We start from the raw sequence: 22,928 nt of genomic DNA on the forward strand, positions 1-22,928 counted from the left end.
GATTGCGGAACCGCCGGAGGCTTGTCCGCTGTCGTGTAAGCCTCTTCATTGTAGCCGAAGCCGGCGGCCTAGCGGTATATCAGCATGGAAGGAAAACATGGACTAACGTCTTAACCTGTCAGAAGTTCACCTGGAAATTCGTAAGAGTAAGTGTACCGGCCTTTACGGTTTCACCCGTTCCGGCATAGACCTTGAATTGAATGCCTCTGACATCGGTTGCGCTGTCCAGAACCGCCTGATTGACCCAGCCGGTCTTGGCGGATTTCCAGATCGGAGCATTGAAATCATAGACGACGTCGACGGATCGGCCCGGAGCGATAATCCGCTCGATTGCCGTATCGCCCTGAACCTGGCCGCCGGTCTCCTGCCAGACCCAGCCGCCTCCGGTGCGCAGGACAAGCGATACATGGATGGCGCTCGTTCCGGTATTGGTCAGCGTGGCGGAGAGGCTGCCGTACTTGGACCAGTCATCCCCAACGCCCAGTCCGGGCTTCGTTTCGGTAGAGATACCGGCCGCTACCGTATCGCTGAGCGCATTCGAATAATTGACATAGAGCGTCTCTCCGGTCAGACCGGTGGATACGTTCCCCGTAAAAGAGCTTTCAGCCAGATTCCACGGGTAGAAGCTTGCGCTCTTGGGACGGTTCATCTCGGCAATGGTCGAGGCGTAGGCGTCGGCGGGCAGATCAAAGCGGATGGTGTGCAGCTGGATGCTGCCCGCCAGTCCTCCGCTGCCGCTCTGGACCCGGATAATGATCCGGTTCACCTTTTTGTTGGTCAGGCCGGTCAGCGGGACGGCAGCCAGGATCGTGCTTTTTGCCGGAATTTTGATGTAATTGCCCAGCTCTGCCCATTTCCAGTCCCCGTCTTTAACAATCGGCTGCACCTGAATTTCGGCGGCGTTGGGGTTGGTCAGCACCAGGTTCATAGTCTTGTAGCCGCTCCAGTCTTCGCCCGGAACCGGGTCGAGCTGGAAGGCGGGATAGTTCTCGGTCTGCAAATTAAAAGTCATATTGAGGCCGCCATTCCCCAGCGGCGACAGGGCGGCAACCGTTGGAGCTGCCGGCTTGTCGGCTCCGTTGATGCCGACGTACCAGGTTGAGTAGTCGGCGATGAGCCCCGGATCGATGGTCCCTGCCTGGCCCGGGTCGCCGGTCGCGGCCTGGACCGCATTGCTGGCGGCCGATTCGTTCCCGGTATCATCTATAGCTTTGACCGTGAACGTATAGGAGGTCTTGCCCGTGAGACCGGATAAGGTATAGCTCGTTGCGGCACTGGTGGCTTTGAGTATGCCGTCCACGTAGATCCGGTATCCGGCGACGCCCACATTGTCCGTCGAAGCCGACCAGCTCAGAGCGGCGGTCGTGATGGACGGAATAACGGTAAGGCCGGTTGGAGCCGAAGGAGCGGTTTTGTCGTTGCTGTCCGGCGTTTTGACTTTCACCGCATTGCTGGCGGAAGACAGATTGCCGGCGGCATCGACCGCTTTTACAGTAAAAGTGTATTCCGTGTTGGCCTTGAGTCCGTGTACCGAAGCGCCTGTTGTCGGGCTGATCTGAACCAGTGTCCCGTCCTGGTAGACATTGTAGCCGGACACCCCCGTATTATCCGTTGAGGCGGCCCAGCTCAGCGTGACACTGGAGAATGAAGCGGCCGTTCCGGCCAGGTTCGCCGGAGCGGTCGGAGGCTGCGTATCGGCCGGCTGATCGAACACGCTGCTTGGCTTGGAGGTGTTCTTAATGCCGTAAGGGCCATTGATAATGGCATTGCCCTGCTCCGTATAGCTGGTTCCCGCCCAGTCGGCCGACATATCCAGATATTCCAGACCGGAACCGTTGCCCTTCCACGACCATCCGAGATAACCGACGCCCTTCTCCTGCGCATAGCTCATGATGGTGGCTTCGTCCACGTCTCCGTTGGTGTGGCGGATGCCGAATTCGCCGATGACCAGAGCCAGATTTTTGTTCAGGACGCTATCCATATTGCTCTTGACGGTTGCCGCATCTTTGCCTGCATATTCATACATGTGGATGGAGAACATGGTATTCTTCAGCGGGTCGGAGTTCAAGACTTGCGTGCCGTAATCGACGATGGACTGCGGGTACTGTCCCCAGCCTGCGCCGTCGACCATAATCGTATTCTTGATGCCCGCGCTTCTGAGCTTGGGAATGACCGAGGTATACCCGTTCGCCCAGCCGGCGCCGTTCCAGGTGCCGTACCATTCATTGGCGATGTTCAGGATAACGGTCTTCTCCTTGCCGATGAGCGCGCTCTTCATCTCGATCCAGTAATTTGCGATATTGTTGAGAACCGTCTCATTGTCGGAGCCGGTTCCGTCATGAACTTCAACGATGACAACCAGCTTGTTCTGTTCGCACAAGGTAATCAGGCTCTGCAACGCGGACAAGGAGTCCTTGGTCCACTGCTGCCCGTCGGAGAGAACCAGCCGGACGGTATTGGCGCCCGTCTTGGCGATGGCCGGAATTGCTGCAGCTTCCTGGCCTTTGTACCAGGTATAAGCGTGGTTAATTCCGCGCATTACGAACGGCTTGCCGTTGGCGTCGTACAGCGTCGTCCCCTGGATATAGAAGCCTGAAGCGGCGGAATTATCGGAAGCGGTCGTCACCTGAAGCGCGGAGCTGGCCGCGGACACATTGCCTGCCGCGTCCCTGGCTTTAACCGTGAAACTGTACGCCGTGCCCGCTTTCAGGCCGGTAACGGTGAAGCTAGGCGACGCGCTGGTTCCGGCCAGCGCCGACCCGTTGTAGATGTCATAGCCGGTAACGCCGACATTGTCGGTAGAGGCCGTCCAAGCTAGGCTTGCGCTGGTCGCGGTCTTGGACGGGCTGGTCAGGTTCGTCGGCGCCGTCGGCGCGGTAGTATCCGCCGAAGAGGCGGTAATCAAGGTGAATTTCCACTTCTGCTGCGGGTTTCCGTTATCGGTCCACTGCTGGACATTGGCACCGTCCGAGGTGGAGCCGCCGGCGACATCCAGCGCCTTGCCGCTAACCTGCGAGATTAACTTGTAGTAGCCGCTGCCGGCATCGGCAATTTTCCAATTCTGCGCGGCGCTTCCGTTATCGGTCCATTGCCGCACGTTGGCTCCGTCCGCGGTGGAGGAATCCGCAACGTCCAGCGCCTTGCCGCTGGATTGGGCAATGAGCTTGTAGTATCCGCCGCCGACATCCATAACCTTCCACTTCTGCTGGGCGTTTCCGTTGTCCGACCACTGCTGGACGTTGGCGCCGTCAGCGGAGGAGCCGCCCTGCACATCCAGATTCTTGCCGCTGTGCTGAGCGGTCAGCTTATAGACGGCGCCGGAAGTTATCCCGCTGCCGACGGGAGCGCCCCCGCTGGAATAGACTTCAAAATCCCATAAGGAATAGCCGTAAGACGTTGCGCGCTGCGTGCCGTACATTCTGACATACCGGGCACTCTGGGACGCAAAGGAGATATTGTCAATGCCACCGTCCCCGGATGTCGTGGAGTAGACGGTGGTCCATTTCTGATTGTCGGTGGAGAGCTGAATCTGATAAGCCTTGGCGTAGGCGACCTCCCAGTTCAGCTTCACGCCTTCCACCGGAGTCGCACTTCCCAGATCGACGCTGATCCACTGCGGATCGGAATAACTGGAAGACCAGCGGGTGGAGGAATTGCCGTCAACAGCCATAGCAGGAGTCTTGGAGGAGTCTTCTGTCGAGCTTGCCGCAGCCGTTCGGCCCAGGGCAGCATTGGTTGCAGCGCTTACATGGTTCTGCGGGAAGAACGCGATCAACAAGCATATACACAAGAGCAGGGATAATGCCTTCTTCAAAGTTCCAACCTCCTAAGGTTATGAGATTCCATGCAGCAGATCTTCTTCGCCTTCGTCTGCGCGGACGGTTCCTCCCTTCGGGCATTATAGTGAAAGCGCTCTCTATTGTACATGGAACAAGAGAGAGGGGGCCATGGAGCAGGCTTGAATTATCCATTTGTCTCCAATAAATCGATCATATTTGCAGATTGTTGCACCGGTCAATTGTTCAAACAACAAAGCCTAATAATGTTATATAAAAACAAAATAGGGCAAGCAAGGAGGGACAAGACCTGTCCTTATTTGTCTTTATGAACGCAAAAAAAGCCGGCCGTCTTCAGCGGCATCGGCTGTGGATGGAGAGGAGGCGGGACGTGGTGCCCGTCACCGGTTACGCTCCCGGTAAGCCCGGGGCGAGAGACCTTTTACCCGCTTGAACATGCGGGAGAACAACAGAGAATCGCGGTAGCCGACCGAGCGGGCAATCTCTCCGACGGTGCAGTCGGTACGGGTCAGCAGATCCGCCGCCTTCGCCATCCGGTAGTCCAGCAGATACTGACGGGGCGGAACCCCGGTCTCGCGCTTGAACAGCGCCGACAAGTACTTGCGGTCCAGCTGAAGCTGCTCGGCCATCTGTTCGACCGAAATATCCTCGCAATAATGGGCATGCAGATAGCGCAGCGAGTCGGCAACATGCACATTGGTCCGCCGGGAGCCGCTAAGGCCGGTCTCTCGGGCGGGCATCGTTCGCACCAGGGCGGCCAGGAACTCGTAGAGCCGGCCCATCAGCAGCAGATCGGCGGCTTCTCCGGCCCGCGCATCTTCGTTCAGCCGGTCGTACAGATCAGCCATCGGCTCGCCGTCCGCCGGAAAGACGGGTTGGGCCGGCGTAAGCGAGGTGCGGGCCAGCAGCTCTTCCGCCCTCGATCCGGTAAAGGCGATCCAGGAATACAGCCAGGGCTGCCCCCGGTCCGCCTCGTAATAGACCTTCTGGTGCGGATACGTGAGAAAGGCTTGGCCTGCTTCCAGCCTGCGGGTCTGGCCGGCGGCCTGCAGAACGCCCCTTCCTCCGTGGATGAAGTGGATTTTGTAGTAGTCGCGGACGCCCGGTCCGAAAGCGTGTCCGGGAGAACATTGTTCCCGGCCCCAGAAGAGGAGATGGAGCTCGGGCTCGGAGCGGGAAGGCGGATCGGGGTTGTAATGAAAGATAGCCATGCCAAGAACCTCCATATCAAGCCGTGTTACAGATTCGAGAGATGAGATACCTTCAGTATAAAGCATCCTTCCCGCGGCCGGAATGCCTGATTTAGAGGCGGATTTCTGGAAATCTCTTAAGGCGCTCTCTATCTTTTCCTGTTTCAAAATGGATCGTTTGGGTTCTTGCCGCAGAAATCCGGGCAGATGGTTTCGATCGGAATCCTGTGGTTAATTAGGCAATGTAGCCGATCACGTGCACCAAGTTCACAACCGTGCATCAAGTTCGAATTTGCAACTTTACAAAAATCTGAAGGAGGTAATTGAAATGAACAAACGTATCGTAGGCGTATTTACATCGGAGCATGAGGCTTCTTCGGCCATTGAGCAACTGAAGAAACAGGGATTCCGGACTGAGGATATTTCGGTTATAGCCCGAAATAAGGATGATATGGAGAACATCAGCGAACATACCGGAACTATGGCGCCGGAAGGCGTTGCTTCCGGCGCAGCAACAGGCGGCATTCTCGGCGGCCTTACCGGACTGCTGGCGGGGCTGGGAGCCTTGGCGATTCCGGGAATCGGGCCGATTCTGGCGGCAGGTCCTATCGCAGCGACGCTGGCAGGCGCGGCTGTAGGCGCCGGAACGGGCGGCCTGGTCGGCGGTCTGATCGGACTCGGCATTCCGGAAGAAGAGGCTGAAGCCTATGACCGCTATGTCGATGAAGGCCGCATCCTGGTTATGGTAGATGCCGATACGGCGAAGGAGAGCGAGATTTATAGCGTCTTCCGCAGCCATGGTTCGCTGAACAGCAGCTATTATGAAGACGAGGTAAAGGGGACGGAGGCCGACCATTCGGTGAGAGATTCGGTCGATGCCGTATTCAACGGCTCCTCGCTGGATAACCGCAGCAATCCCGGACTGGATACGGTAAATTCGGGAGCAGTCGGAGCGGCTTCCCATCTGAGTACGTCAGCAACCGGAACGGCTGTGCCGGATCATGCCCGTACGGATCTTGGTGTAACGTCCGAGGCGGATGCGGACAGCGCCCGTAAGCTCCGGCTGCGCGAAGAGCAGCTTGATGTGTCCAAGAACAAGGTCCAGACCGGCGAAGTGTCGATCCATAAGGAAGTCATTGAAGAGCAGAAGACGATCCACGTGCCGGTTACGCATGAAGAGGTAGTAATCGAGCGCCGCGCGGTAACCGACGAGACCGGCGCGGGTCCGATCGGCCAGGATGAGACGATCCGCATTCCGGTGAGCGAGGAGCGCGTCGAAGTCAACAAGAATACGGTAGTTACCGGCGAAGTCGATGTGCACAAGCGAGAGGTTCAGGAGACCGAGCAGGTGCAGGATACGGTTCGCCGGGAAGAAGCGAGAATCGACCGGACAGGGGACGCGAGATTAACCGACCGTGCGGCCGATACTGATCCGCTTCGCCGCAATCGGTAAGACTGCGCCGCCGTTGCTGAACGGCGCTGCCTCCGGCTGATACGGCTCCGCCAATCGCCGGATACGAATAAGGCCTCAAGCCCGCTCAGGCGGTGCTTGGGGCCTTTTTGCGCTGCAGGCCGTTCTTCTTCTTCTTCTTCTTGGCGCTGCGGCGAATGAGGGAGATGAACAGGAGCAGCAGGGGAATCGCAAGCTGGAACAGCATGTCGATCTTCAGGCTGGGGCCGAGTCCGATCGCGATATGCTGCGTGTAGTTCCGCTCGATGAAGGAGCTCGCGTAGATCAGGAAGCCGAAGAAGAAGATCCAAGCAGAGCCTCTTATTCCGCTCAAGTAGGCCAATCCGCGGACGGCGCAGAGGTAGAACAGCATCATCTTCATTGTAATGCCGATGAAGATGAGAAAGGTCACCATAATGTCCAGCCGTTCGATGAACCCGAGCGCGGTCAGCGTCCGGACCGAGTTCAGGAACGGCAGCTCTCTGCTGGTTGCAAGAGCCGGACCGAGTACGGCCAGGTTGAGGGCGTTCATGAAGACAAGGAAGAGGCTGACGGCGATATAGCCGGTGATCGTCTCCGGGGCGGATGAGCCCGGCTTGCCGCGAAGATGCCAGAGCATCAGGAAGACGAGCATCTGACCGAACGGAAAAGAGATCGTGTCCGGCAGAGCGGCTTGGAGAACCGGCTTAAGTCCGTTCTCCATCACGGGAGCAAGCCGCGCAAAATCTGTACACCGGGTGGCGACCAGCAGGAGAATCAGCAGGGCATAGGAGATGATCACCAGCGGAAGCAGCAGCTCGGGAAGACGGAAGACAATCTCCGTCCCTTTGGCGATTGCGTAGGCGGCCGTCAAGACAAAGATGAACATGGTGATTGCCATCGGACTGTTGGGCAGCAGCGTCAGCTTCGTCAGTTCTCCAAGGTCGCGGACGTTGCGCATGGCTTCGTAGGCAAAATAGAAGCAGTAGACAAATCCGGCAATCCGGCCGGCAAGCCGGCCGAATCCGCTCTCCAGCATCTGCATCAGATGCCGGCCGGGATACAGACGCTGAAGGGCAAGCAGGGCCAGCAGCAGAAGGAAGCCGGCGGCGGAGCCGATCAGGAGGGCAAGCCAGGCATCCTGCCGGGCCTTGCCGCCCAGAAGGAACATCGGGGTGCTGCCGACCTCGAACAGCACGACCATGAAGCCAATCTGCAGCGGAGAGAGGCGGTTGCTGGAGCTTGTCATTTAGGATTCTCCTCCCAGCCATTGAAATAGAGCATGGCCCACAGGCTCAAAGCCGATCAGGTACAGGGCCGACAAGCTGATTCGGGGCCACCCGAGCCTGGCGGATACCGCAAGGTAGAGGCTCCAGCCGAGCAGACCGGCATACAGCAGCCGGCGCAAGCCCGAGCCGCTTCCCCGGATTCTGCGGCTGCCTCCCGCCAGAAGGGCCAGGTACCCGAGAATTAGAAACGCAATGGTCATGGCGTACCTCTCAGTCCTGATTTTCGACGGCTTTGAACGACTTGTTGCTCAAGCCGATCCGTTCGATCTGCATGGTGACCTTCAGACGCAGCTCAATATCCCGAAAGACGTCCTCCCATCGCCCTTCGGCCTTGATCTGTTTCCAGCGGCGGGGGTCCTCCCGGTGGATCAGCGTAGCGAATTCCGTCACATCGGCATTCAGGCGGTGCAAGCTTCGCCAGGAGCGTTGAACGATTTTCAGCACATTGGCTTCAATGGCCTGTTCCATGCGGGCGATGGAGCGCTCTTCGCCGAGATTCACATCGCTGCCGATTTCCGACAGGTAGCCGCCGGCCTTGATGGAGACATCCATCACGTAATGATCCTTATCCCAGACGGGATGGACGGTCGTCGTGCTGTGCTGGATCGAGAAGGACGAGTCGTCGTTCGGCAGATCTGGCAGAGAGGGGAAAGAGATATTGGTCATCTGAACGCGGTTGCGCAAGAAGGACAGCCCCAGCGCCTCCGGCTGTGACAGCCAACCGATGAACCGGTCTTTCTTCAGGATGGCAAGTCTGCCAAAAGTAAGCCGGGAGGGCAGATCCGTCTGGCTGACTTCATCCGTCTTGTCCATTTTCTTGCCGCCGCTCAGCAGAATCTCGGGAACGGCCGCACAGTTGGAGTCGGAGAAGAGAGCCATCGCCAGCTCGAACATTCGGATGCCGGGATAATAGGAAGCCAGCTTGCTCTCCTGCTCGATCATGAGCTGGATGCCGGCCCCCTGATTCTTGCTTAGCTGCATGAGCTGATCGAGAATGCGGCCGGCCTCGCCGTCCGTAATGAACACATAAACCGTCTCCCGCGCATCCGGCTTGCGGAGAAAGAGATCGACAAGCTGGGCGATGCCTTTCTCCTGCGCGAGCTTGTTGCTGAGGATAACCACTCTGGAATGACTCAGGAACAATTGGCGGGTACTGGTCAGATTGGTCTTCTCCATCGCTTCCATAATCGTGGGCCCGCTGACCCGGAAGGTGACGAACGGCGGAGAGCTGCTGCTTCCCGCGCCGCTGCCCCCCGTACCGCTGGCTCCCGATGAAGGATTGATGATCTGATAGGTGCCTACAAATTGATTGTTCTCCCAGTCGTAGGCCGACCCTGAGGCGATGCCGAGCTCGCTCAGTTCCCGGTCGTCCCAGCAGCCGCCAAGCGGCGTCAGAAGCAGAAGAGCGAGTCCGAGGCGGACGCCGGCCCGCAGAACCGCGCTTGGTTCTCTGCCGCCAGCTTCGGTTCCGGTTCGGTCTGTGCTTCGCATTACTTCTCCTCCTTTGCGGGAGCCGCCCGGCCGCCGCGGATTCGTCCGTAGAGCAGCAGGAAGGCCGGAAGCAGAATGTTGATCAGATAGAAGACCGGAAACCGGCCGTAGGTGTTGTATTCGCTCAGCTTGGACGGATTCTGCCAAGTGTACGTGCATTCCAGGCCGACAATCAGCGCGATTGCCCAGTGATAAGGCTCCCGTTCCTTAAGGCGGAAGGTCTGCTTCAGACATTCCTGGCAGGCGAACAGGAACAGAGCCAGCTTGATGTAGATCATCAAGATCCAGTACGAGATAAATAAGATATCAAGCTGTTCGATGAAACGGCCCAAGTGGATGACGCTGATGACGGCAAAGCCGGGGTAAGCGGACATTTTGACAAAATACGGACCGAAGACGGCAACGGAGCTGAAGATTGCAAGCATCAGGAGACCCGCAATATACAGCAAGCCCAGCATGCCGATTCGCCATGCCCGCTGAGGCGTCTTCAAGTAAGGGGCCAGAAGCAGCAGAACGGCGATTTCGGACATCCACCCTACAGGCATCAGCGAAGCCTTCGTCAGCGCTGCGGCGGAATGATCGAAGAACGGCAGCAGGTTGTGGGAATCGGACAGCGGAATGACTCCGGCCAGAAAGACCGGCAGGAACAGCATCAGCAGAAGCACCACGATGGAATTCACCCGGGCGACGGATTCAATTCCCCGGCCCGTTATATACAGCGCCGCTCCGAGAATGACGACCAGCAGGATGGAAGCCGGCGTATTCTGAAGGACGTTGTCTTTCAGGAAATTGATGTATTCCCGGAGGATTGTCGCCGTGGCGTCCAGATAATACTGGAGCAGCATCAGCCCGAGCAGGAAGGCAAGCGCGGGAGAACCGAGCTTGCGGACCCAGTCAAGCAGAGGCATCCCGTTCGTGGTGCGGATCAAGGCCGCGACGATGCCGGCCACGCCGAGGCCAAGGGCCAGAGAGATCAGAACGACCAAGGGCGCATCCTGCTCCGCATACGTGCCGATGATGAGCGGCAGCACGATCAGGGCGGTGGGCGCTACGGCGTTGAAGAGGAGCATGGAGGCCTGGGCAGAGCCGATTTTGCTGTTCATTCGTTCCCTTCTTCCTTGGAGCCGGGAGCGCTGCTCCGCGTCTCCGGTTTCTGGCCGGGCGCTTGTCTCCGCGTCTCCTTGCCCGTGCTGGTCGATGGCCGCATCGTCATATTCCAGAGCGGAACCCGAATCAGAATATCCTTGAGATAGCGCAGCTTCATCGGTGCGAGCGGCGACAGGTAAGGAACGCCGAAAGAGCGCAGACTGGCCATATGGATAAGAAGCGCCATCAGGAAGGACATGATGCCGAACAGGCCCAGCGTGCCCGCAATCAGCATCATGAGGAAGCGGATGAGCCGGATCGAGTTCGCAATCGCCAGCGACGGAATGACGAAGTTCGAGATGGCGGTGAACGAGACCACGATAACCATCGCCGCCGAGACCAGACCGGCCTGCACAGCAGCCTGTCCCAGAACGAGCGCGCCGACGATGGAGATCGCCGGGCCGATGGCCCGGGGCATCCGGATTCCGGCCTCGCGCAGCACGTCGAAGGTCAGCTCCATCATCAACGCTTCCACAAGGGCCGGGAAGGGGACCCCTTCGCGCTGGGCGGCCAAGCTGATCAGCAGCGTGGTTGGCAGCATTTCCTGATGGAAGGTGGTCACTGCGATATACATGGCAGGCAGCATCATCGAGACGAAGAAGGCCGTGAACCGGATCAGCCGCAGGAAGGAGGCGATGTCGTAGCGCTGATAGAAGTCTTCGCTGGACTGGAAGAAGCTGAAGAATGTGGACGGCGCCAGGAGAGCGAACGGGGTTCCGTCGATCAGAATGGCAACCTGTCCTTCCAGAAGTCCGCCGGCCACCGCATCGGGACGTTCGGTATTCTGGATGGTCGGAAAAGGGGTGAGTCCCCCGTCCTGGATCAGTTCCTCAATATAATTGCTCTCTAGAATGGCGTCGGTCTGAATACGGTTCAGCCGCCGGCGGACCTCGGTCACCACCTCTTCGCTCGCCAGACCGTCCATATAGATCAGGGCCAGCGACGTGGAGGAACGCTGTCCGATCTTGTACTGCTCGATCCGGAGATCCGGACTCTTCAGCCTTCTTCGAATCATGGAAGTCCCGGTGCGAAGGTTCTCGGTGAAGCCTTCCTTGGGTCCCCGGATGACGCCCTGGGAGGTAGGCTCGTTGATGGCGCGCTTCTCCCAACCGGAGGTATCCGCCGACAGAGCGGCGCTGGAGCCATCCAGCCAGATCAGCGTATGTCCTTCGAACAGATTCGCCATCGCCGTCTCCATCGTCAGGCATTCGGCGACGCTGCCGACCGGCAGCTCCGCATCCTTAATGAACTGGTACGCTTCGCGCCCCTGGACGCTGCCGCTCTTCAGCGTGTCATTGTTCATCAGCGTCTTCAGTAAGGCTTGGTTGAGCGTCTCGGAATCAATCAGCCCGTCAATGTAGACAACGGCCATCTTATAAGCCGCTGAACCTCCGTAGGCCAGCCGCCGGATCACAACATCGTCGCTTCCTCCGATGCGGCTGGACAGCTCCCGGAGATTGTCCTCCAGCGATTCGGACAGCGGCCTGGGAGCGGGAACAGAGGTTTCAACAGGGTCAGGGTCCGGTATCCGGAAGGAATCCCGGAACGGGAGCTTCAGCTTCATCGTACAACCTCTCCTTCGGACTAGGTCGGTCATGATGAAGTAGTATGCCCGGAGCATCTTGCCTTATTCTGGCTGGAGACGTAACAAGCGGAAATCCGCGCGATCATTCCGCCGCAGCGGCTCCGGCAGCCGATTCAGGGAGGAGCGGGGTTCAGGCGGCGCTCCAGCAGAGCGCTTAGCAGGCCCGGCTCATCCGTGATAATGCCGGCTACGCCGGATTCGATGAGCGCCGACATTTCGGCCGGTTCGTTCACCGTCCACGGATGGAAGACGACTCCGCATGCGGCGGCTTCCCGGACAAGCTCGGGCAGAGCCGTGCGGTACTCGGCATGCAGGGCGCCGGCGCCGAGCGAAGCCGCATAAGCCCAGGGCCGGTACAGGCCTTCCGAGTAGAGAATGCCGGTGCCGATCTCCGGCGCCAGGGTCCGGCACAGCGCAAGCGAGTAGTGATTGAAGCTGGAAATCACGGTCCGGCTGCCGAGCCCGCAAGCACGGACGGCGGCAATGACCTTCTGTTCCATTCCCGGATAGAAGCAGCGGCCGTTCTTCAGCTCAATGTTCAGAACAAGCCGGCTGCCGAGCGCAAGCTCCAGCAGATCTTCCAGCAGGGGGATGCGTTCCCCGGCATAAGCGCCGCCCTTGAACCAGCTGCCTGCGTCAAGCCCGGCAAGCTCCTCCCAGGTGTGATTCTTGACCCAGCCCTTGCCGTTAGTTGTCCGCTCCAGCCTCTCGTCATGAATCAGGACAAGCCGGCCGTCCCGTGTCATCTGCACATCCGTCTCCAGGCCCGTAGCTCCAAGCTCCGCGGCGCGGCGGAAGGCCGCCATCGTGTTCTCGGGACATTCGCGGGACGCTCCCCGGTGAGCAAAGTTGATAATCGGACTGGTGATGATCATCGCCCTCCTTCTTTGTCGCAAGCTGTACATTCTATGCTTACGAGAATCCGGAATTGCCAGCGGGCGAATTGGGAGGCACAGGAGCGCCGCGAAATGAAAAATCCCCTGACCGGCGAGGCTGCATTCGAAAGGACGCGAATGCAGCCCGCGCAGGGCAGGGGAGGATTGATAATAAGGGGCAAAGCCGGGCCTTCTACAGACTGGCGATCAGGTTCTTGATCGCTTCCGGCTGGAAGCCCTTGACGGCCTTGCCGCCGGCTGCCGTAACCGGAATGCCCATGAAGCCGAGGCTCTCCACCTCGCGCTGATATGCCTCATCGGCGAGGATGTCCCGCACTTCATAGGACACGCCCTCGCTGTCCAGCATGCGCTTCACTTTGGCGCAGTCGCTGCATCCTTCCGTCGAGTAGACAATGACGGACGCGCTCATGCCTGAACCGCTTCCTGAATGGAATCGCGGGTGATTTTCCAATGCGAGGTATTCCAGCGCACTTCGCCGTCTTCCAGCAGGAAGATCTGCGGAGATTCATGCTTGATGCCGAATTCTTCGGCAATGGCGTTGGAGAGCGGGCGGTCCTCGATAACGTGGACAATTGCCGCTGACGTATCATGATTCTCCAGGTAAGCGGTGAATTCCTGGTGCGCCTTGGCGCTGATCGGGCAGGTTGTGCTGTGCTTGAACAACAGTTTCTTGCCCGGCTGGGCGACGAATTGCTGCAGATCGGACTGGGAATGAAGCTGGGTAAGTGCCATACAATCACCTTCCTGAATTAGAGTTGCGATTGGGAATTGCGGTTGAATAGATGCTTCCGATTGTAGCACATTTCAGCCGCAAACTTCAAAATTAAAGAATTCACAGCCGCTTGAAATACAGCACAGTTGCGTCCAGGCGGCCGTCTTCCGACCGGGCATAATCCGGAATTCTTCCGGCTTCCTCATAACCGAGAGAACGGTATAACCGGTTGGAGGGGTCGCCTTCCCGCGTATCCAGCACGAGAAGGGAGCGCCCTTCGGCCCGGGCGGCGTTCTCGGCCGTCTCTATCAGCTTCCGCGCCAGCCCCCGGCGGCGCGCCCCCGGATGCACCATCAGCTTGGCGATCTCCGCGCGGTGCAGGCCGTTGGCCTTCTCCGCCAGGTGAAGCTGGACGGAGCCGACAATCTCCCCGTCCAGACAGGCTGTCCAGAGCCGCACATTCGCCGCAGGCACATTGTGCCAATAGGCATCGGCTTCCGCTTCGGCGAGCGGAGGCAGAAATCCGACGGAAGCGCCGTCTGCCACCACTTCGACCAGCAGCCGGGCCAGCTGGCGCCGCCGTCCTTCGTCCAGATGCTCTTCCTGCGCTATGAAATCCGTCTCCTGCCCGGCTTCCGTCTCTGTAAGGCGGCGCTTCTTCAACAGGCTCTCCCATTCTCCGAAAGACAGCTTCTCCGTAATCTTCTTCAGCTCATCCGGCACATCCACCGCACACATGAGTTCCAGACTGTTGCCGTCCGGGTCGTCGAAATAGACCGAGGCGTTGCCCTGATTCGGACGAATAAAGGGCTGAACAGACGTTCTTCGACCCAACGGAACCGCTTCTGCTCCAATGGACGCCAGCCAGCCGAGCGCCTTCTTCAAATCCGCATACGTAACCCTGAAGGCCACATGGCGCAGCGAAGGATGATAAGGCGTGAGAGGCGCTTCTCCCTGCCACAAGCCCAGCCAGCTCTTGCCTTCTTCGATCCAGAAGAAGGCTGTGTCCTCGTCTCGCCAGGCCAGCTTCAGACCCAAGCCGGAATAGAAGGCGACGGACACGTCCAGATGTTGGACGGGTAAATGGGCTTCGTATAATCCTTTAATCATAAGGGTCCCCCTTCGCGGATGTTGAACCTGTTCATTCTGCCTTCCGATCCCTTATTCGAGACCGTGTTCCCGGACTCCTCTTCTGCGCTGCGGAACGGAGGTCTCTGGCCCGACCAATCTTCTTCCGCTCAAAAAATTTGCCGCAGGCCAAGCTCTCTCCTGCAACTATCCTCCATCTTCCGCGTTTGGATAAGAGAGGAAATGCATGGCAAGAAGCGAAGGAGGCGTCAAGAGTTGAACCAACAAGCAACGGAAATGAGACTGCCGGAGAACCGGTCCGGAAAAAGAGCCGGCAGGAACCGGAGTTGCGGAGCGTCCGGCCTCAGCCTGCGGGGGATTGCCGGCCGGCTGGCGCTGGCGCTGCTGGTGCTGGCGGGTCTGTTCGGGCAGGCGGAATGGCCGCAGGCTTCCGCCGCTTCGGCAGCCGGACCGTCCCGGGATCTGATTATTGTGAACAAAACGACCAACCGGCTCGCCTGGTTCAGCGGCGGGGAGGAAATCCGAACCTTCCCGGTGGCGACGGGAAGAACAAAGGCGCTGACGCCGGAGGGCAGCTTCCCGATCGTCAGCAAAATCAAGAACCGGCCTTATTATAAGGATCATATCGCAGGCGGCGACCCGAAGAATCCGCTCGGAGACCGCTGGCTTGGCCTTCAGGTGAACGATACTTACGGAACCACCTATGCCATCCACGGCAACAATAATGAGTCGTCCATCGGCAAGCATGTCAGCGCGGGCTGCATCCGGATGCACAACGACGATATCCGCTGGCTGTACCCGAAGATTGCGAAGGGAACCCGGGTCGTCATTGTCTCGTCGGAGCAATCCATGAAGGCGCTGGCCGTCAAGGCCGGATACAAGCTGGACCGGCAATCCGTGGCCGGCAGCTTCCAGATCGGCGCAAGCCGGATCGGGGCGGACCGTCCGTTCGTGATTGCCGGCGGGCGCGTGTTCGTGCCGCTTCGGGAAGCGGCTGAAGCGGCCGGCGCGGTACTCGGCCGCAAAGACAGCGGGGCGCTGACCGTCACCCGGGGCGGACGGACGGCTGCGCATCTGCCGCTGGGAAGCACGGTCGCGGCAGAAGGCCGGAACTACGGGCTGCCGGCTTCTTCGTTCTATGAAGACGGCGTCCTGATGGTGCCGCTGGCGGCTCTTCCGGCGCTGCTCGGCGGAGACGCTGCCTGGAATTCGGCCAGCAAGACGGCGGTGCTGAAGCTATGAAGAAAGAATGCGGAGGCAGGAGGCAGGGACCGAAGCGTCTTGGGGCCCTCCTGTTGCCGGTGCTGATGCTGGCCGTGCTGGCGCTGCTGTCCGCCTGCTCGGGTTCTTCCGGTCCGGCAAGCACGATCGCCAGGGCGGTGCAGGGCTGTCCGGATGCCGAAGTCGAGTATGTGGATTTCGTGCGGTTGAACGGGGTGTTCTACTCGTATACCGAGGATGCGAATCGGGGAACCGGCATCCTGCCCGGCGAACGGCTGGGAAGCGTCAATTACCGGCTGTCGGGGCAGGCCTGCTCCGATTATGAATCGGTGGACGGCAATGCGTCTTATCTGGAAGAAGGAACGGAGCTTTATGAACACCAGGGCTACGCCTCCTCCTTCCGCATTCTCGCCAAGACCCCGCAGGGACTGCGGGTGTATGAAGCTTCCCTCAACCCCAAGGCGGAGACGGTGGGCGAATTGATGGATATCGAAGGCCGCGTGCAGGCTGTGACGCTGAAGGACGGAGCCGTGAAGCTCACAGCGCAGGAGCAGGAAGAATTCCTGGCGGATTTCCTGAGTCTCTCTTACCGACCGGATCAGCTGCGCAAGGCCCGGCTTGCCGATTCGGTCGGAATGGAGCTGACTCTTAAGGACGGGAGCGGCATCCGGCTGCTCTACTGGCTGCGGGTCAAGCCGGCGATGCATCCGGGCGTCTACGTGACCGAACGCATGGACCGGATCGTACAGAACCGGCTGAAGGAGGCGGGGTATCTGAAGACGCTGCCTCCGCTCGTCGGTCCGGCGAAGGAATAGCGCAGTCGATTAAGGGACCGTTCCGGGAGATGATGCCTTGCCAATCTCCAGCTTCTGCCTGTATAATCGGGATAACGCTTTAAATTACGGACAATCCGGAGGACTTACCGAAGACATGAAGAACTAATGCGTGTTCCCACCGAATGGAATCAGACCGGCGCCGTGGGCGCCAAGGTCCGAGTACGCCCAGCAGGGCGGCGGTCAGGGATACGTATGTCTTCGGGAAGCTGTACCTGCAACGAGAGGAATCTCCCCGTTGCCGCCTTTTGCGGCCGGGGTATTCCGGTAAGCGGCCCTGCCGCCCCGGAAGGATGCCCTTCGTTTCGGCCGGCTTGTCTTCGGCGCATACGCTTTATCCCGGCCGCAGCGGTGATCCGCTGCGGTTTTTAGTATGCCTGGAACAGCAGGCAACGGGAGATGATGAGTTCATGATGATAATTAGAGCAACGGATGTACGTAAAGAATGGAACGGGAAGCCCCTGTTCGAGAAGGTATCCTTCGAGGTAGCGGAAGGCGAGCGGCTGGCGCTGCTGGGCCGCAACGGCACCGGCAAGACGACGCTGCTTCGCTGTCTGACCGGCGAGCTTGCTGCGGATGGAGGAAGAATTCACCGGGAGCTGCCCCGCTCGGAGTGGGGCCTGCTGGCCCAGCAGCTCCAGCCGGAGGAAGGGATCAGTGCGCTCGGCTGCGTGCTGGCGGGCAACCCGGAGCTGGCCGCGCTGAAGCGCGAGCTTGAGAAGTGGTCCGCGCTTATGGCGGAAGGCGGAGAGCTGCAGGAAGAAGCTGTGCAGCGTTACGGAGCGGCCTTCGACCAATATGCGGCGCTGGACGGATACGGCTGGGAAGCGGCTGCGGAGAAAGCGCTCGTTCAATTGGGCCTTGAACCGGAGAACTGGCTCCGGCCCTATGCGGCGCTGAGCGGCGGGCAGAAGACGCGCGTCCAGCTCGCGGCGCTGCTCGCCCGCCAGCCGAAGCTGCTGATTCTGGATGAACCGACCAACCATCTCGACGCCGAGACGATGGAGTGGCTGGGGCAGTTCGTCGCCGATTATCCGGGCACGGTGCTGTATGTGTCGCATGACCGGGCGTTCATCGACAAGACGGCGACGGCTGTGCTGGAGCTCCGGCAGGATGGCTGCCGCCGCTATCCCGGCGGCTACTCGGATTACCGGGCCCAGAAGGCCGTTGAGGCCCGCACCCAGGAGATCGCCTGGCGGAAGCAGGAGGCGGAGAAGAAGAAGCTGGAGGAGAGCATCCGCCGCTATTCCGAGTGGTTCCAACAGGCGCACCGGGCCGCCGGGCAGGATCCTTTTCTCAAGGCGAAAGCCAAGAAGAACGTCTCCCGGCTGCATGCCAAGGAATCGGCGCTGGAGCGGCTGAACAAGGAGCGGGCCGACCGGCCCAGAGAAGCGGCCAAGCTGAACGTCGCGTTCACGGGCGAGGCGTTTGAGGCGGGAACGCTGGTGGCTGCGGACCGAATTTCGTACGCCTATCCGGGCGGGGAGACGATCCTGTGCGATTTCAGCCTGTCGCTGAACCGGGGCGACCGGGCGGCTGTGATCGGTCCGAACGGAGCGGGCAAGTCAACTCTGCTGAAGCTGCTGGCCGGCGTCTATGAACCGGCATCCGGCACGGTCACCCGGCATCCGAAGGCGGCGGTCGGCTATTTTGCCCAGGAGCTGGAGGGTCTCGACCTGGAGACCACCCTTCTGGACAGCCTTCTTGACCTGCCGGGGATGACGGTGACGGAAGCGCGGACGCTGCTCGGCTGCTTCCTGTTCTCGAGAGAAGACGTCTTCAAGAGGATCGGTTCCCTGAGCCTTGGCGAGAAATGCCGGGTGGCCTTCCTGAAGCTGTACTTCGGCCGGGCCAATCTGCTTGTTCTGGACGAACCGACCAACTATCTCGATATCGACACCCGCGAGGTGATCGAGGAAGCGCTGCAGTCGTATCCGGGAGCGCTGCTGCTCGTCACTCATGACCGCTATCTGCTGGAGAGAGCGGCGAACCGGCTGGTGCTGCTCTCCCCCGGCCGGGAGCCGGTGCTGTATCCGGGCGGCTGGCGGGAGTATGAGGAAGGCAGAGCCTTGCGCTCGCTGCCGGACGAAGAGCGCGTCCGGGCCGACGAGGCCGGCCGGCTGGAGCTGCGGCTGGCGCAGCTCATTCAGAGCGAGGCCTTAAGCAGCGAGGAAGAGAATGACGGACTGCTGCGGGAGATGACGCGGCTGCGCCGGGAGATTGACGCGCTGCGGGGGCAGCCCGGATACAGAAATGCCGACTAGACAAGGGTGAACCAATGTTTTAAATGATTACCAAAATATAGAATAAGGCTGTTGTCACGAAAGAGCTGCTTCATTCTATGAAGTCTCATCGAAGCCAGAGGATGCCCATTAGGGCATTCTCTGATTTTATAAGAAGAGGAGGAACAGAATTGAAGAAATCGGTTGGGATGATCGTCGTCCTATGGTTCGGCTCGCTGTGGGTGCTTGTCGGCTTGGCAGGGGCCGCTCCGCTGTTCTCCGAAAGCCTGTTGGATAAGAGCACGGAAGTGTGCTCGCTGGACGCTTCGACAACTCTATTCATCGATCGGGTCGATCACCGCATTCAGGCGTTGGATTTATCCCGTAACACTATAAAGTGGGAGCTGGATCTACCGGCCATCTATGATAGCCGGGTATTCACTAACCCCCATAAAATCATCATTATTACCTCTGAAAATAACCATCCTAGAAAAGTTGTACTTTCTACGGAAGGAAAGATACTATCCTCACAAGTCTTCACCCGGATTGTCCTGAACTCTCAAGTGAAGCAAGTCGCCTGGACTTTCTCTGCTGCCAATCATCAGGAGGAGTTGGCTGTAGCCTGTTCAGACCGATTGTTCTTCTACCAAGCGCCTTGGTTCAAAGCCTCCCGGACGGTAAGTTATGCCCTGAAAGAGGATAGCCGCCGTTATGAGGATGTTGCGGTGGACAGGGTATGGCTGGAGTTCCCTTATGCGGTGCTGAAGCTTAGGGGAGGCGCTCTTGTTCAGGAGCGTGATTTGTACCGGGTGCTGAATTTGTCTTCCGGAGGCTCCTATACTCTATCCATGCCGTGGAATTTGACCACTAGCGGAAGGATTGAAGGGGAGGAACTGGTGGTTACCCGCTCAAGCATTGCAGGCAGTCCCGGAGGCATTGATGTCAATAAGGCGAATCCGGTTTATACCCGATATGCGCTTCCGACCGGCAAGGTGAATATAGAGCTCACCAAGACTTTCTCTTCCATAGACTCGAATTGGACCTCCGATTACTTCAATCATCGGCTGATGCTGATGAACTCGGAGACCGGACAGCTTGAAGAGTACGATCAGCAGGCGAATCTAATCGTTGCCCATGCCTTCACTGGGACTCCTTCCGGTGTTCGATTCGTGGGGTACCGCGGCAATCAGCTCTGGCTGCTTAAATACCGGCCAAGCGGAGGAGCGGAGCTAATCACGGTTAATCTGATGAATAGCTCCGGCGCGCCTCAACCATAATAACTGCGGTTACACTACTTTCCCACTCCGAGGAGGAATCACATCTTGAACAGCAACTTGTCCGGCCAGATTCAGCAGTGCGAGCAGCTCATCCAGCAGTTGATCAATCAGACTCACCAGGCCAGCCAGATGTACCAGCAAATGCTTCAGCAGGAGCAGCAGAACGCCGCCCAGCTGAACGACCTGGCCGACCGCGAGCGCAGAGCGGCCCAGACGATTCAGACCGCACTGCAGGGCCATCATACAGCCATTCAACAGCTTCAGCAGGTGACCCAGATCTGCCGCCAGATCGAGTCCAGCGCTTCCTTCAACCAGCCGGCGTTCGGAGGCCAGGGAATCGGCGCGCATTCCTTCGGGATGCCTTCCTTCAATGCTCCGTCTTTCGGTTCTTCGGCCGGTTCGCAGATCGGTTCTTCGATTTCGGGACGCGGCGGAATGCAGCAGTAGGACAAGGGTTGCACGTACAAAGGAACCGGCCTGGGCCGGTTCCTTTTTGTGCTGCATATGAACTTTGCGCCGCCGGCAGATCCAACGGGCATCCGCCGGTCCGGACCCATTGGGCTCGGGGCCTACATCTTAGCGGGCTGACGGTACACATGGCGGTAGACCGAGTCCCGGAAGCGCAGATAGTCAGGCTCTGCGAGCGGTGCGGAATAACTCATCAGCATGAGAGGCAAGGGCGCTTGCCCTTCGCGCAGCGGAGGTTGAACATAAGGATAAGAATTCAGGACGAACCCGAGCCGCTCGTAAAAGCGCACCCGCCGCTCCGGCCATTCGCCCTCCGGCGGCTCCACCTCCAGCACAACGGGTCCGCCTCCGGCTTCCCCGATATAACCGGTCAGCAGCCGCTCGCCGATTCTCTGCCCGCGCAGCCGGGGATGCACCGCCAGATGCTCGACGAACCGGAACGTCTCCAGCTCCCAGACCGCCATGAAGCCGGCGAGCGCGCCGTCTTCATGGCGGACCGGAAGGAGGCGGTAGCGGGGATCGTCCAGAAGAGCCGCCTGGTCCCGGCGCGTCCGGAACTCGGACGGAGGGAAGGACAGCTCCATCAGTTCATATACCTGATCGAATAAAATAGACATGCCGGCATCCTGCTTTCCTCATTGAACTTGCTGAACATCATACCGCAAAGCCCGCCGACAGATCAAACGGGCGCCGCCCGCGGCAACCTTTGGCGGCGCCGAACCGTCTGTAAGAGAACAAAGGAGATGAAGAATGAGATGAATCTTCGACAGCATGGATATAAAACCCTATCCGCCGGGCTTCTGCTGGCGGGACTGCTCGGACTGACCGCCTGCTCGTCCGGCGGAAACAACGCGCCTGCAGGAGCTTCGGCGCGTCCGTCCGCCACAGCCGCTCCGGCGGTTTCGCCGGCAGCAAGCTTGCAGCCTGCCGCCAGCATGCCTCCGGCCGGCGGCGAAGCTCCCGCTACGGCGGCGCCGGCCTCCACGGAGCCGGAGACCGCCGACTCCGGTCAGAGGGATGCCAGCGCGCAGCTCCAGGAAATGCTGGCCCTGGCCAAGCAGGGCAAGGCGCCGGGCATCGAATTCGCCGTCCACGACAACCTGATCGACGATGTCAAAGCCGCCTGGGGCGAGCCCGACCGTGAAGATTGGGCGGGCAAAGGCATGTACGCCACTTATACGGACAAGAAAGCGGCCATCGGCTTCAACAAAGGCAGCCGGATCTTTGATGTAAGGTCCAGCTCGTCCGAAGTGCAGGCGCTCACCCGGGAGCAGGTGGAGGGAGCGCTCGGCAAGCCGGACAACATCACGACAAGCGGAGACGATGAGATTCTCATTTATCAGGCGAAAGAGGGCTATCAGCTGAAATTCGCCATCCCGAAATCCACGGGGAAGGTCGATCACATCTCGGTCTTCTCGGAGAAGGATTCGTTCAACAATATGGCGGGATAGAAGATGCCGGTGCGGTTCGAAGCCGGGAATACAGGCTTCAGAACCGTGCCGGTGTTGTTTCTTCTAGTAACATGGAGAAAAGGGGGTGAAGGAGGTGCCTATGGCAGCAATCACCAAAGGAATCCTCGCTGCGGCGGGGCTGTCCGCCATTCTGCTTCTGGCGGCTTGTTCCGACTCCAATGGGAACACAAGCCGGACCATCCCCAGCGCCGCTCCGCTGGCATCCGCTCCGAACGCAGCGGCGGCGCAGGAGTCGAGAACGGAATGGATGACCGAAACCATCAGCCGCTTCACGGGGGTGTCGTTCCGGTTTGTCGAAACGTTCAAGCTGGAGAGCGGAGAGGAAGGATACGCGCTTCGGTTAAGCTTCATCCCGGAGGCCGGATCGGCTCCGATCAAGGAAGATATTTACCGTTCCATCGCGGAGTATGCCTGGAGTATTCAGCGCTTCTTCCCGGAGATTCAGCGGTATGAATTCCATGTGCTCTGGGATGAGAACAGCAAGAAGGAGGCCATCGGAGCGACGATCGGCGGAGAAGCGGTGCAGAAGCTGGCCGAGCGCTATTCCGGAATCAAGGCCGATCAGCAGGCCGGACTCGGCACATCGTGGCGCTCGGTGTTCTCGGATATTACCGAGAGCGCGGAAGCGAAGGGCTGGCACGAGAAGGACAGCGGCGTCTAGAGCGCCGTCCGGGTTGCTCCTGTTAGGATGTCAATGCAAAGACCCCGGAAGCGGACGCTCCATTCAGCGTCCCGTTTCCGGGGTCTTTGTTTATGGTTTCAGCGCCGCCCAAGAGGGGCTGAAGATTCCTTGCAGAAATCCCGCCCCCAT

The 22,928-nt window shown here is 59.4% G+C and carries 20 protein-coding genes and 1 pseudogene; 8 read left to right on the plus strand and 13 right to left on the minus strand.

What is annotated here, in order from left to right; all coding sequences use genetic code 11:
* Positions 1–118 precede the first annotated feature (118 nt).
* Both RBI05_RS13480 and RBI05_RS13485 read right to left on the minus strand, forming a co-directional pair.
* Positions 119–3,814 (minus strand): cellulase family glycosylhydrolase, encoded by a 3,696-nt coding sequence (locus RBI05_RS13480; protein ID WP_310551479.1) that lies wholly within the window; start codon positions 3,812–3,814, stop codon positions 119–121.
* Between the two features lie 363 nt (positions 3,815–4,177).
* Entirely contained in the window at positions 4,178–5,008 is an 831-nt protein-coding gene (locus tag RBI05_RS13485) for an AraC family transcriptional regulator (RefSeq protein ID WP_310551480.1), read from the minus strand.
* A gap of 307 nt (positions 5,009–5,315) precedes the next feature.
* Here RBI05_RS13485 and RBI05_RS19315 point away from each other — a divergent pair, with 307 nt between their 5' ends.
* Entirely contained in the window at positions 5,316–6,440 is a 1,125-nt protein-coding gene (locus tag RBI05_RS19315) for a YsnF/AvaK domain-containing protein (RefSeq protein WP_150457997.1), read from the plus strand.
* Positions 6,441–6,525: 85 nt separating this feature from the next.
* Here the strand turns inward: RBI05_RS19315 and RBI05_RS13500 are convergent, their stop codons facing one another.
* From RBI05_RS13500 to RBI05_RS13545, 10 genes and pseudogenes are all read right to left on the minus strand, one after another.
* Positions 6,526–7,665: a GerAB/ArcD/ProY family transporter gene (locus RBI05_RS13500; protein ID WP_310551481.1), complete on the minus strand. Its 1,140-nt coding sequence runs from the start codon at positions 7,663–7,665 to the stop codon at positions 6,526–6,528.
* Positions 7,666–7,905 (minus strand): hypothetical protein, encoded by a 240-nt coding sequence (locus tag RBI05_RS13505; protein WP_310551482.1) that lies wholly within the window; start codon positions 7,903–7,905, stop codon positions 7,666–7,668.
* Positions 7,906–7,915: 10 nt separating this feature from the next.
* Entirely contained in the window at positions 7,916–9,196 is a 1,281-nt protein-coding gene (locus tag RBI05_RS13510; protein ID WP_310551483.1) for a Ger(x)C family spore germination protein, read from the minus strand.
* Positions 9,196–10,299, minus strand: a complete 1,104-nt coding sequence (locus tag RBI05_RS13515; protein WP_310551484.1) for a GerAB/ArcD/ProY family transporter — start codon at positions 10,297–10,299, stop codon at positions 9,196–9,198. The genes RBI05_RS13510 and RBI05_RS13515 overlap by 1 nt, the downstream gene beginning before the upstream one ends.
* Positions 10,296–11,906, minus strand: a complete 1,611-nt coding sequence (locus RBI05_RS13520; RefSeq protein WP_310551485.1) for a spore germination protein — start codon at positions 11,904–11,906, stop codon at positions 10,296–10,298. Before RBI05_RS13520 ends, RBI05_RS13515 begins: the two co-directional genes overlap by 4 nt.
* Before the next feature lie 134 nt (positions 11,907–12,040).
* Entirely contained in the window at positions 12,041–12,802 is a 762-nt protein-coding gene (locus tag RBI05_RS13525) for a glycerophosphodiester phosphodiesterase (protein WP_310551486.1), read from the minus strand.
* A gap of 193 nt (positions 12,803–12,995) precedes the next feature.
* Positions 12,996–13,232 carry a glutaredoxin family protein gene (locus RBI05_RS13530; protein ID WP_150458004.1) on the minus strand — a complete coding sequence of 79 codons (237 nt, stop codon included), beginning with the start codon at positions 13,230–13,232 and terminating at the stop codon, positions 12,996–12,998.
* Complete coding sequence (gene ytxJ / locus RBI05_RS13535) at positions 13,229–13,555, minus strand: bacillithiol system redox-active protein YtxJ (RefSeq protein ID WP_310551487.1); 327 nt, start codon at positions 13,553–13,555, stop codon at positions 13,229–13,231. Before ytxJ ends, RBI05_RS13530 begins: the two co-directional genes overlap by 4 nt.
* Before the next feature lie 100 nt (positions 13,556–13,655).
* Positions 13,656–14,147, minus strand: a complete 492-nt coding sequence (locus tag RBI05_RS13540; RefSeq protein WP_310551519.1) for a GNAT family N-acetyltransferase — start codon at positions 14,145–14,147, stop codon at positions 13,656–13,658.
* Positions 14,148–14,195: 48 nt separating this feature from the next.
* Positions 14,196–14,645: pseudogene (locus RBI05_RS13545) on the minus strand (VOC family protein); the annotation flags it as partial.
* Positions 14,646–14,879: 234 nt separating this feature from the next.
* On the opposite strand from RBI05_RS13545, the gene RBI05_RS13550 reads away from it, so the two are divergent.
* From RBI05_RS13550 to RBI05_RS13570, 5 genes are all read left to right on the plus strand, one after another.
* Complete coding sequence (locus tag RBI05_RS13550) at positions 14,880–15,866, plus strand: L,D-transpeptidase family protein (RefSeq protein WP_310551488.1); 987 nt, start codon at positions 14,880–14,882, stop codon at positions 15,864–15,866.
* Positions 15,863–16,660 carry a hypothetical protein gene (locus tag RBI05_RS13555; RefSeq protein ID WP_150458007.1) on the plus strand — a complete coding sequence of 266 codons (798 nt, stop codon included), beginning with the start codon at positions 15,863–15,865 and terminating at the stop codon, positions 16,658–16,660. Before RBI05_RS13550 ends, RBI05_RS13555 begins: the two co-directional genes overlap by 4 nt.
* 428 nt (positions 16,661–17,088) lie before the next feature.
* Complete coding sequence (abc-f, locus tag RBI05_RS13560) at positions 17,089–18,942, plus strand: ribosomal protection-like ABC-F family protein (RefSeq protein ID WP_310551489.1); 1,854 nt, start codon at positions 17,089–17,091, stop codon at positions 18,940–18,942.
* 149 nt (positions 18,943–19,091) lie between these two features.
* Positions 19,092–20,177, plus strand: a complete 1,086-nt coding sequence (locus RBI05_RS13565) for a hypothetical protein (RefSeq protein WP_310551490.1) — start codon at positions 19,092–19,094, stop codon at positions 20,175–20,177.
* 45 nt (positions 20,178–20,222) lie between these two features.
* On the plus strand, positions 20,223–20,624 hold the full coding sequence (locus tag RBI05_RS13570) for a hypothetical protein (RefSeq protein WP_310551491.1): 402 nt from the start codon (positions 20,223–20,225) through the stop codon (positions 20,622–20,624).
* A 122-nt stretch (positions 20,625–20,746) separates the two neighbouring features.
* Here the strand turns inward: RBI05_RS13570 and RBI05_RS13575 are convergent, their stop codons facing one another.
* Positions 20,747–21,262 carry a GNAT family N-acetyltransferase gene (locus RBI05_RS13575; RefSeq protein WP_310551492.1) on the minus strand — a complete coding sequence of 172 codons (516 nt, stop codon included), beginning with the start codon at positions 21,260–21,262 and terminating at the stop codon, positions 20,747–20,749.
* Positions 21,263–21,400: 138 nt separating this feature from the next.
* On the opposite strand from RBI05_RS13575, the gene RBI05_RS13580 reads away from it, so the two are divergent.
* Entirely contained in the window at positions 21,401–22,096 is a 696-nt protein-coding gene (locus RBI05_RS13580; RefSeq protein WP_310551493.1) for a YjgB family protein, read from the plus strand.
* 100 nt (positions 22,097–22,196) lie between these two features.
* Positions 22,197–22,778 carry a hypothetical protein gene (locus RBI05_RS13585; RefSeq protein WP_310551494.1) on the plus strand — a complete coding sequence of 194 codons (582 nt, stop codon included), beginning with the start codon at positions 22,197–22,199 and terminating at the stop codon, positions 22,776–22,778.
* Positions 22,779–22,928 lie beyond the last annotated feature (150 nt).

It is taken from the genome of Paenibacillus glufosinatiresistens, from assembly GCF_031470375.1.
In the GTDB taxonomy this organism is placed as follows: Bacteria; Bacillota; Bacilli; order Paenibacillales; family Paenibacillaceae; genus Paenibacillus_AQ; species Paenibacillus_AQ glufosinatiresistens.

Excerpts from the sequence above, each read along its gene's own strand:
- RBI05_RS13485 (WP_310551480.1), bottom strand. The coding sequence starts at position 5,008 with ATGGCTATCTTTCATTACAACCCCGATCCGCCTTCCCGCTCCGAGCCC.
- RBI05_RS19315 (WP_150457997.1), top strand. The coding sequence starts at position 5,316 with ATGAACAAACGTATCGTAGGCGTATTTACATCGGAGCATGAGGCTTCT.
- RBI05_RS13500 (WP_310551481.1), bottom strand. The coding sequence starts at position 7,665 with ATGACAAGCTCCAGCAACCGCCTCTCTCCGCTGCAGATTGGCTTCATG.
- RBI05_RS13505 (WP_310551482.1), bottom strand. The coding sequence starts at position 7,905 with ATGACCATTGCGTTTCTAATTCTCGGGTACCTGGCCCTTCTGGCGGGA.
- RBI05_RS13510 (WP_310551483.1), bottom strand. The coding sequence starts at position 9,196 with ATGCGAAGCACAGACCGAACCGGAACCGAAGCTGGCGGCAGAGAACCA.
- RBI05_RS13515 (WP_310551484.1), bottom strand. The coding sequence starts at position 10,299 with ATGAACAGCAAAATCGGCTCTGCCCAGGCCTCCATGCTCCTCTTCAAC.
- RBI05_RS13520 (WP_310551485.1), bottom strand. The coding sequence starts at position 11,906 with ATGAAGCTGAAGCTCCCGTTCCGGGATTCCTTCCGGATACCGGACCCT.
- RBI05_RS13525 (WP_310551486.1), bottom strand. The coding sequence starts at position 12,802 with ATGATCATCACCAGTCCGATTATCAACTTTGCTCACCGGGGAGCGTCC.
- RBI05_RS13530 (WP_150458004.1), bottom strand. The coding sequence starts at position 13,232 with ATGAGCGCGTCCGTCATTGTCTACTCGACGGAAGGATGCAGCGACTGC.
- ytxJ (WP_310551487.1), bottom strand. The coding sequence starts at position 13,555 with ATGGCACTTACCCAGCTTCATTCCCAGTCCGATCTGCAGCAATTCGTC.
- RBI05_RS13555 (WP_150458007.1), top strand. The coding sequence starts at position 15,863 with ATGAAGAAAGAATGCGGAGGCAGGAGGCAGGGACCGAAGCGTCTTGGG.
- abc-f (WP_310551489.1), top strand. The coding sequence starts at position 17,089 with ATGATGATAATTAGAGCAACGGATGTACGTAAAGAATGGAACGGGAAG.
- RBI05_RS13575 (WP_310551492.1), bottom strand. The coding sequence starts at position 21,262 with ATGTCTATTTTATTCGATCAGGTATATGAACTGATGGAGCTGTCCTTC.
- RBI05_RS13580 (WP_310551493.1), top strand. The coding sequence starts at position 21,401 with ATGAATCTTCGACAGCATGGATATAAAACCCTATCCGCCGGGCTTCTG.
- RBI05_RS13585 (WP_310551494.1), top strand. The coding sequence starts at position 22,197 with ATGGCAGCAATCACCAAAGGAATCCTCGCTGCGGCGGGGCTGTCCGCC.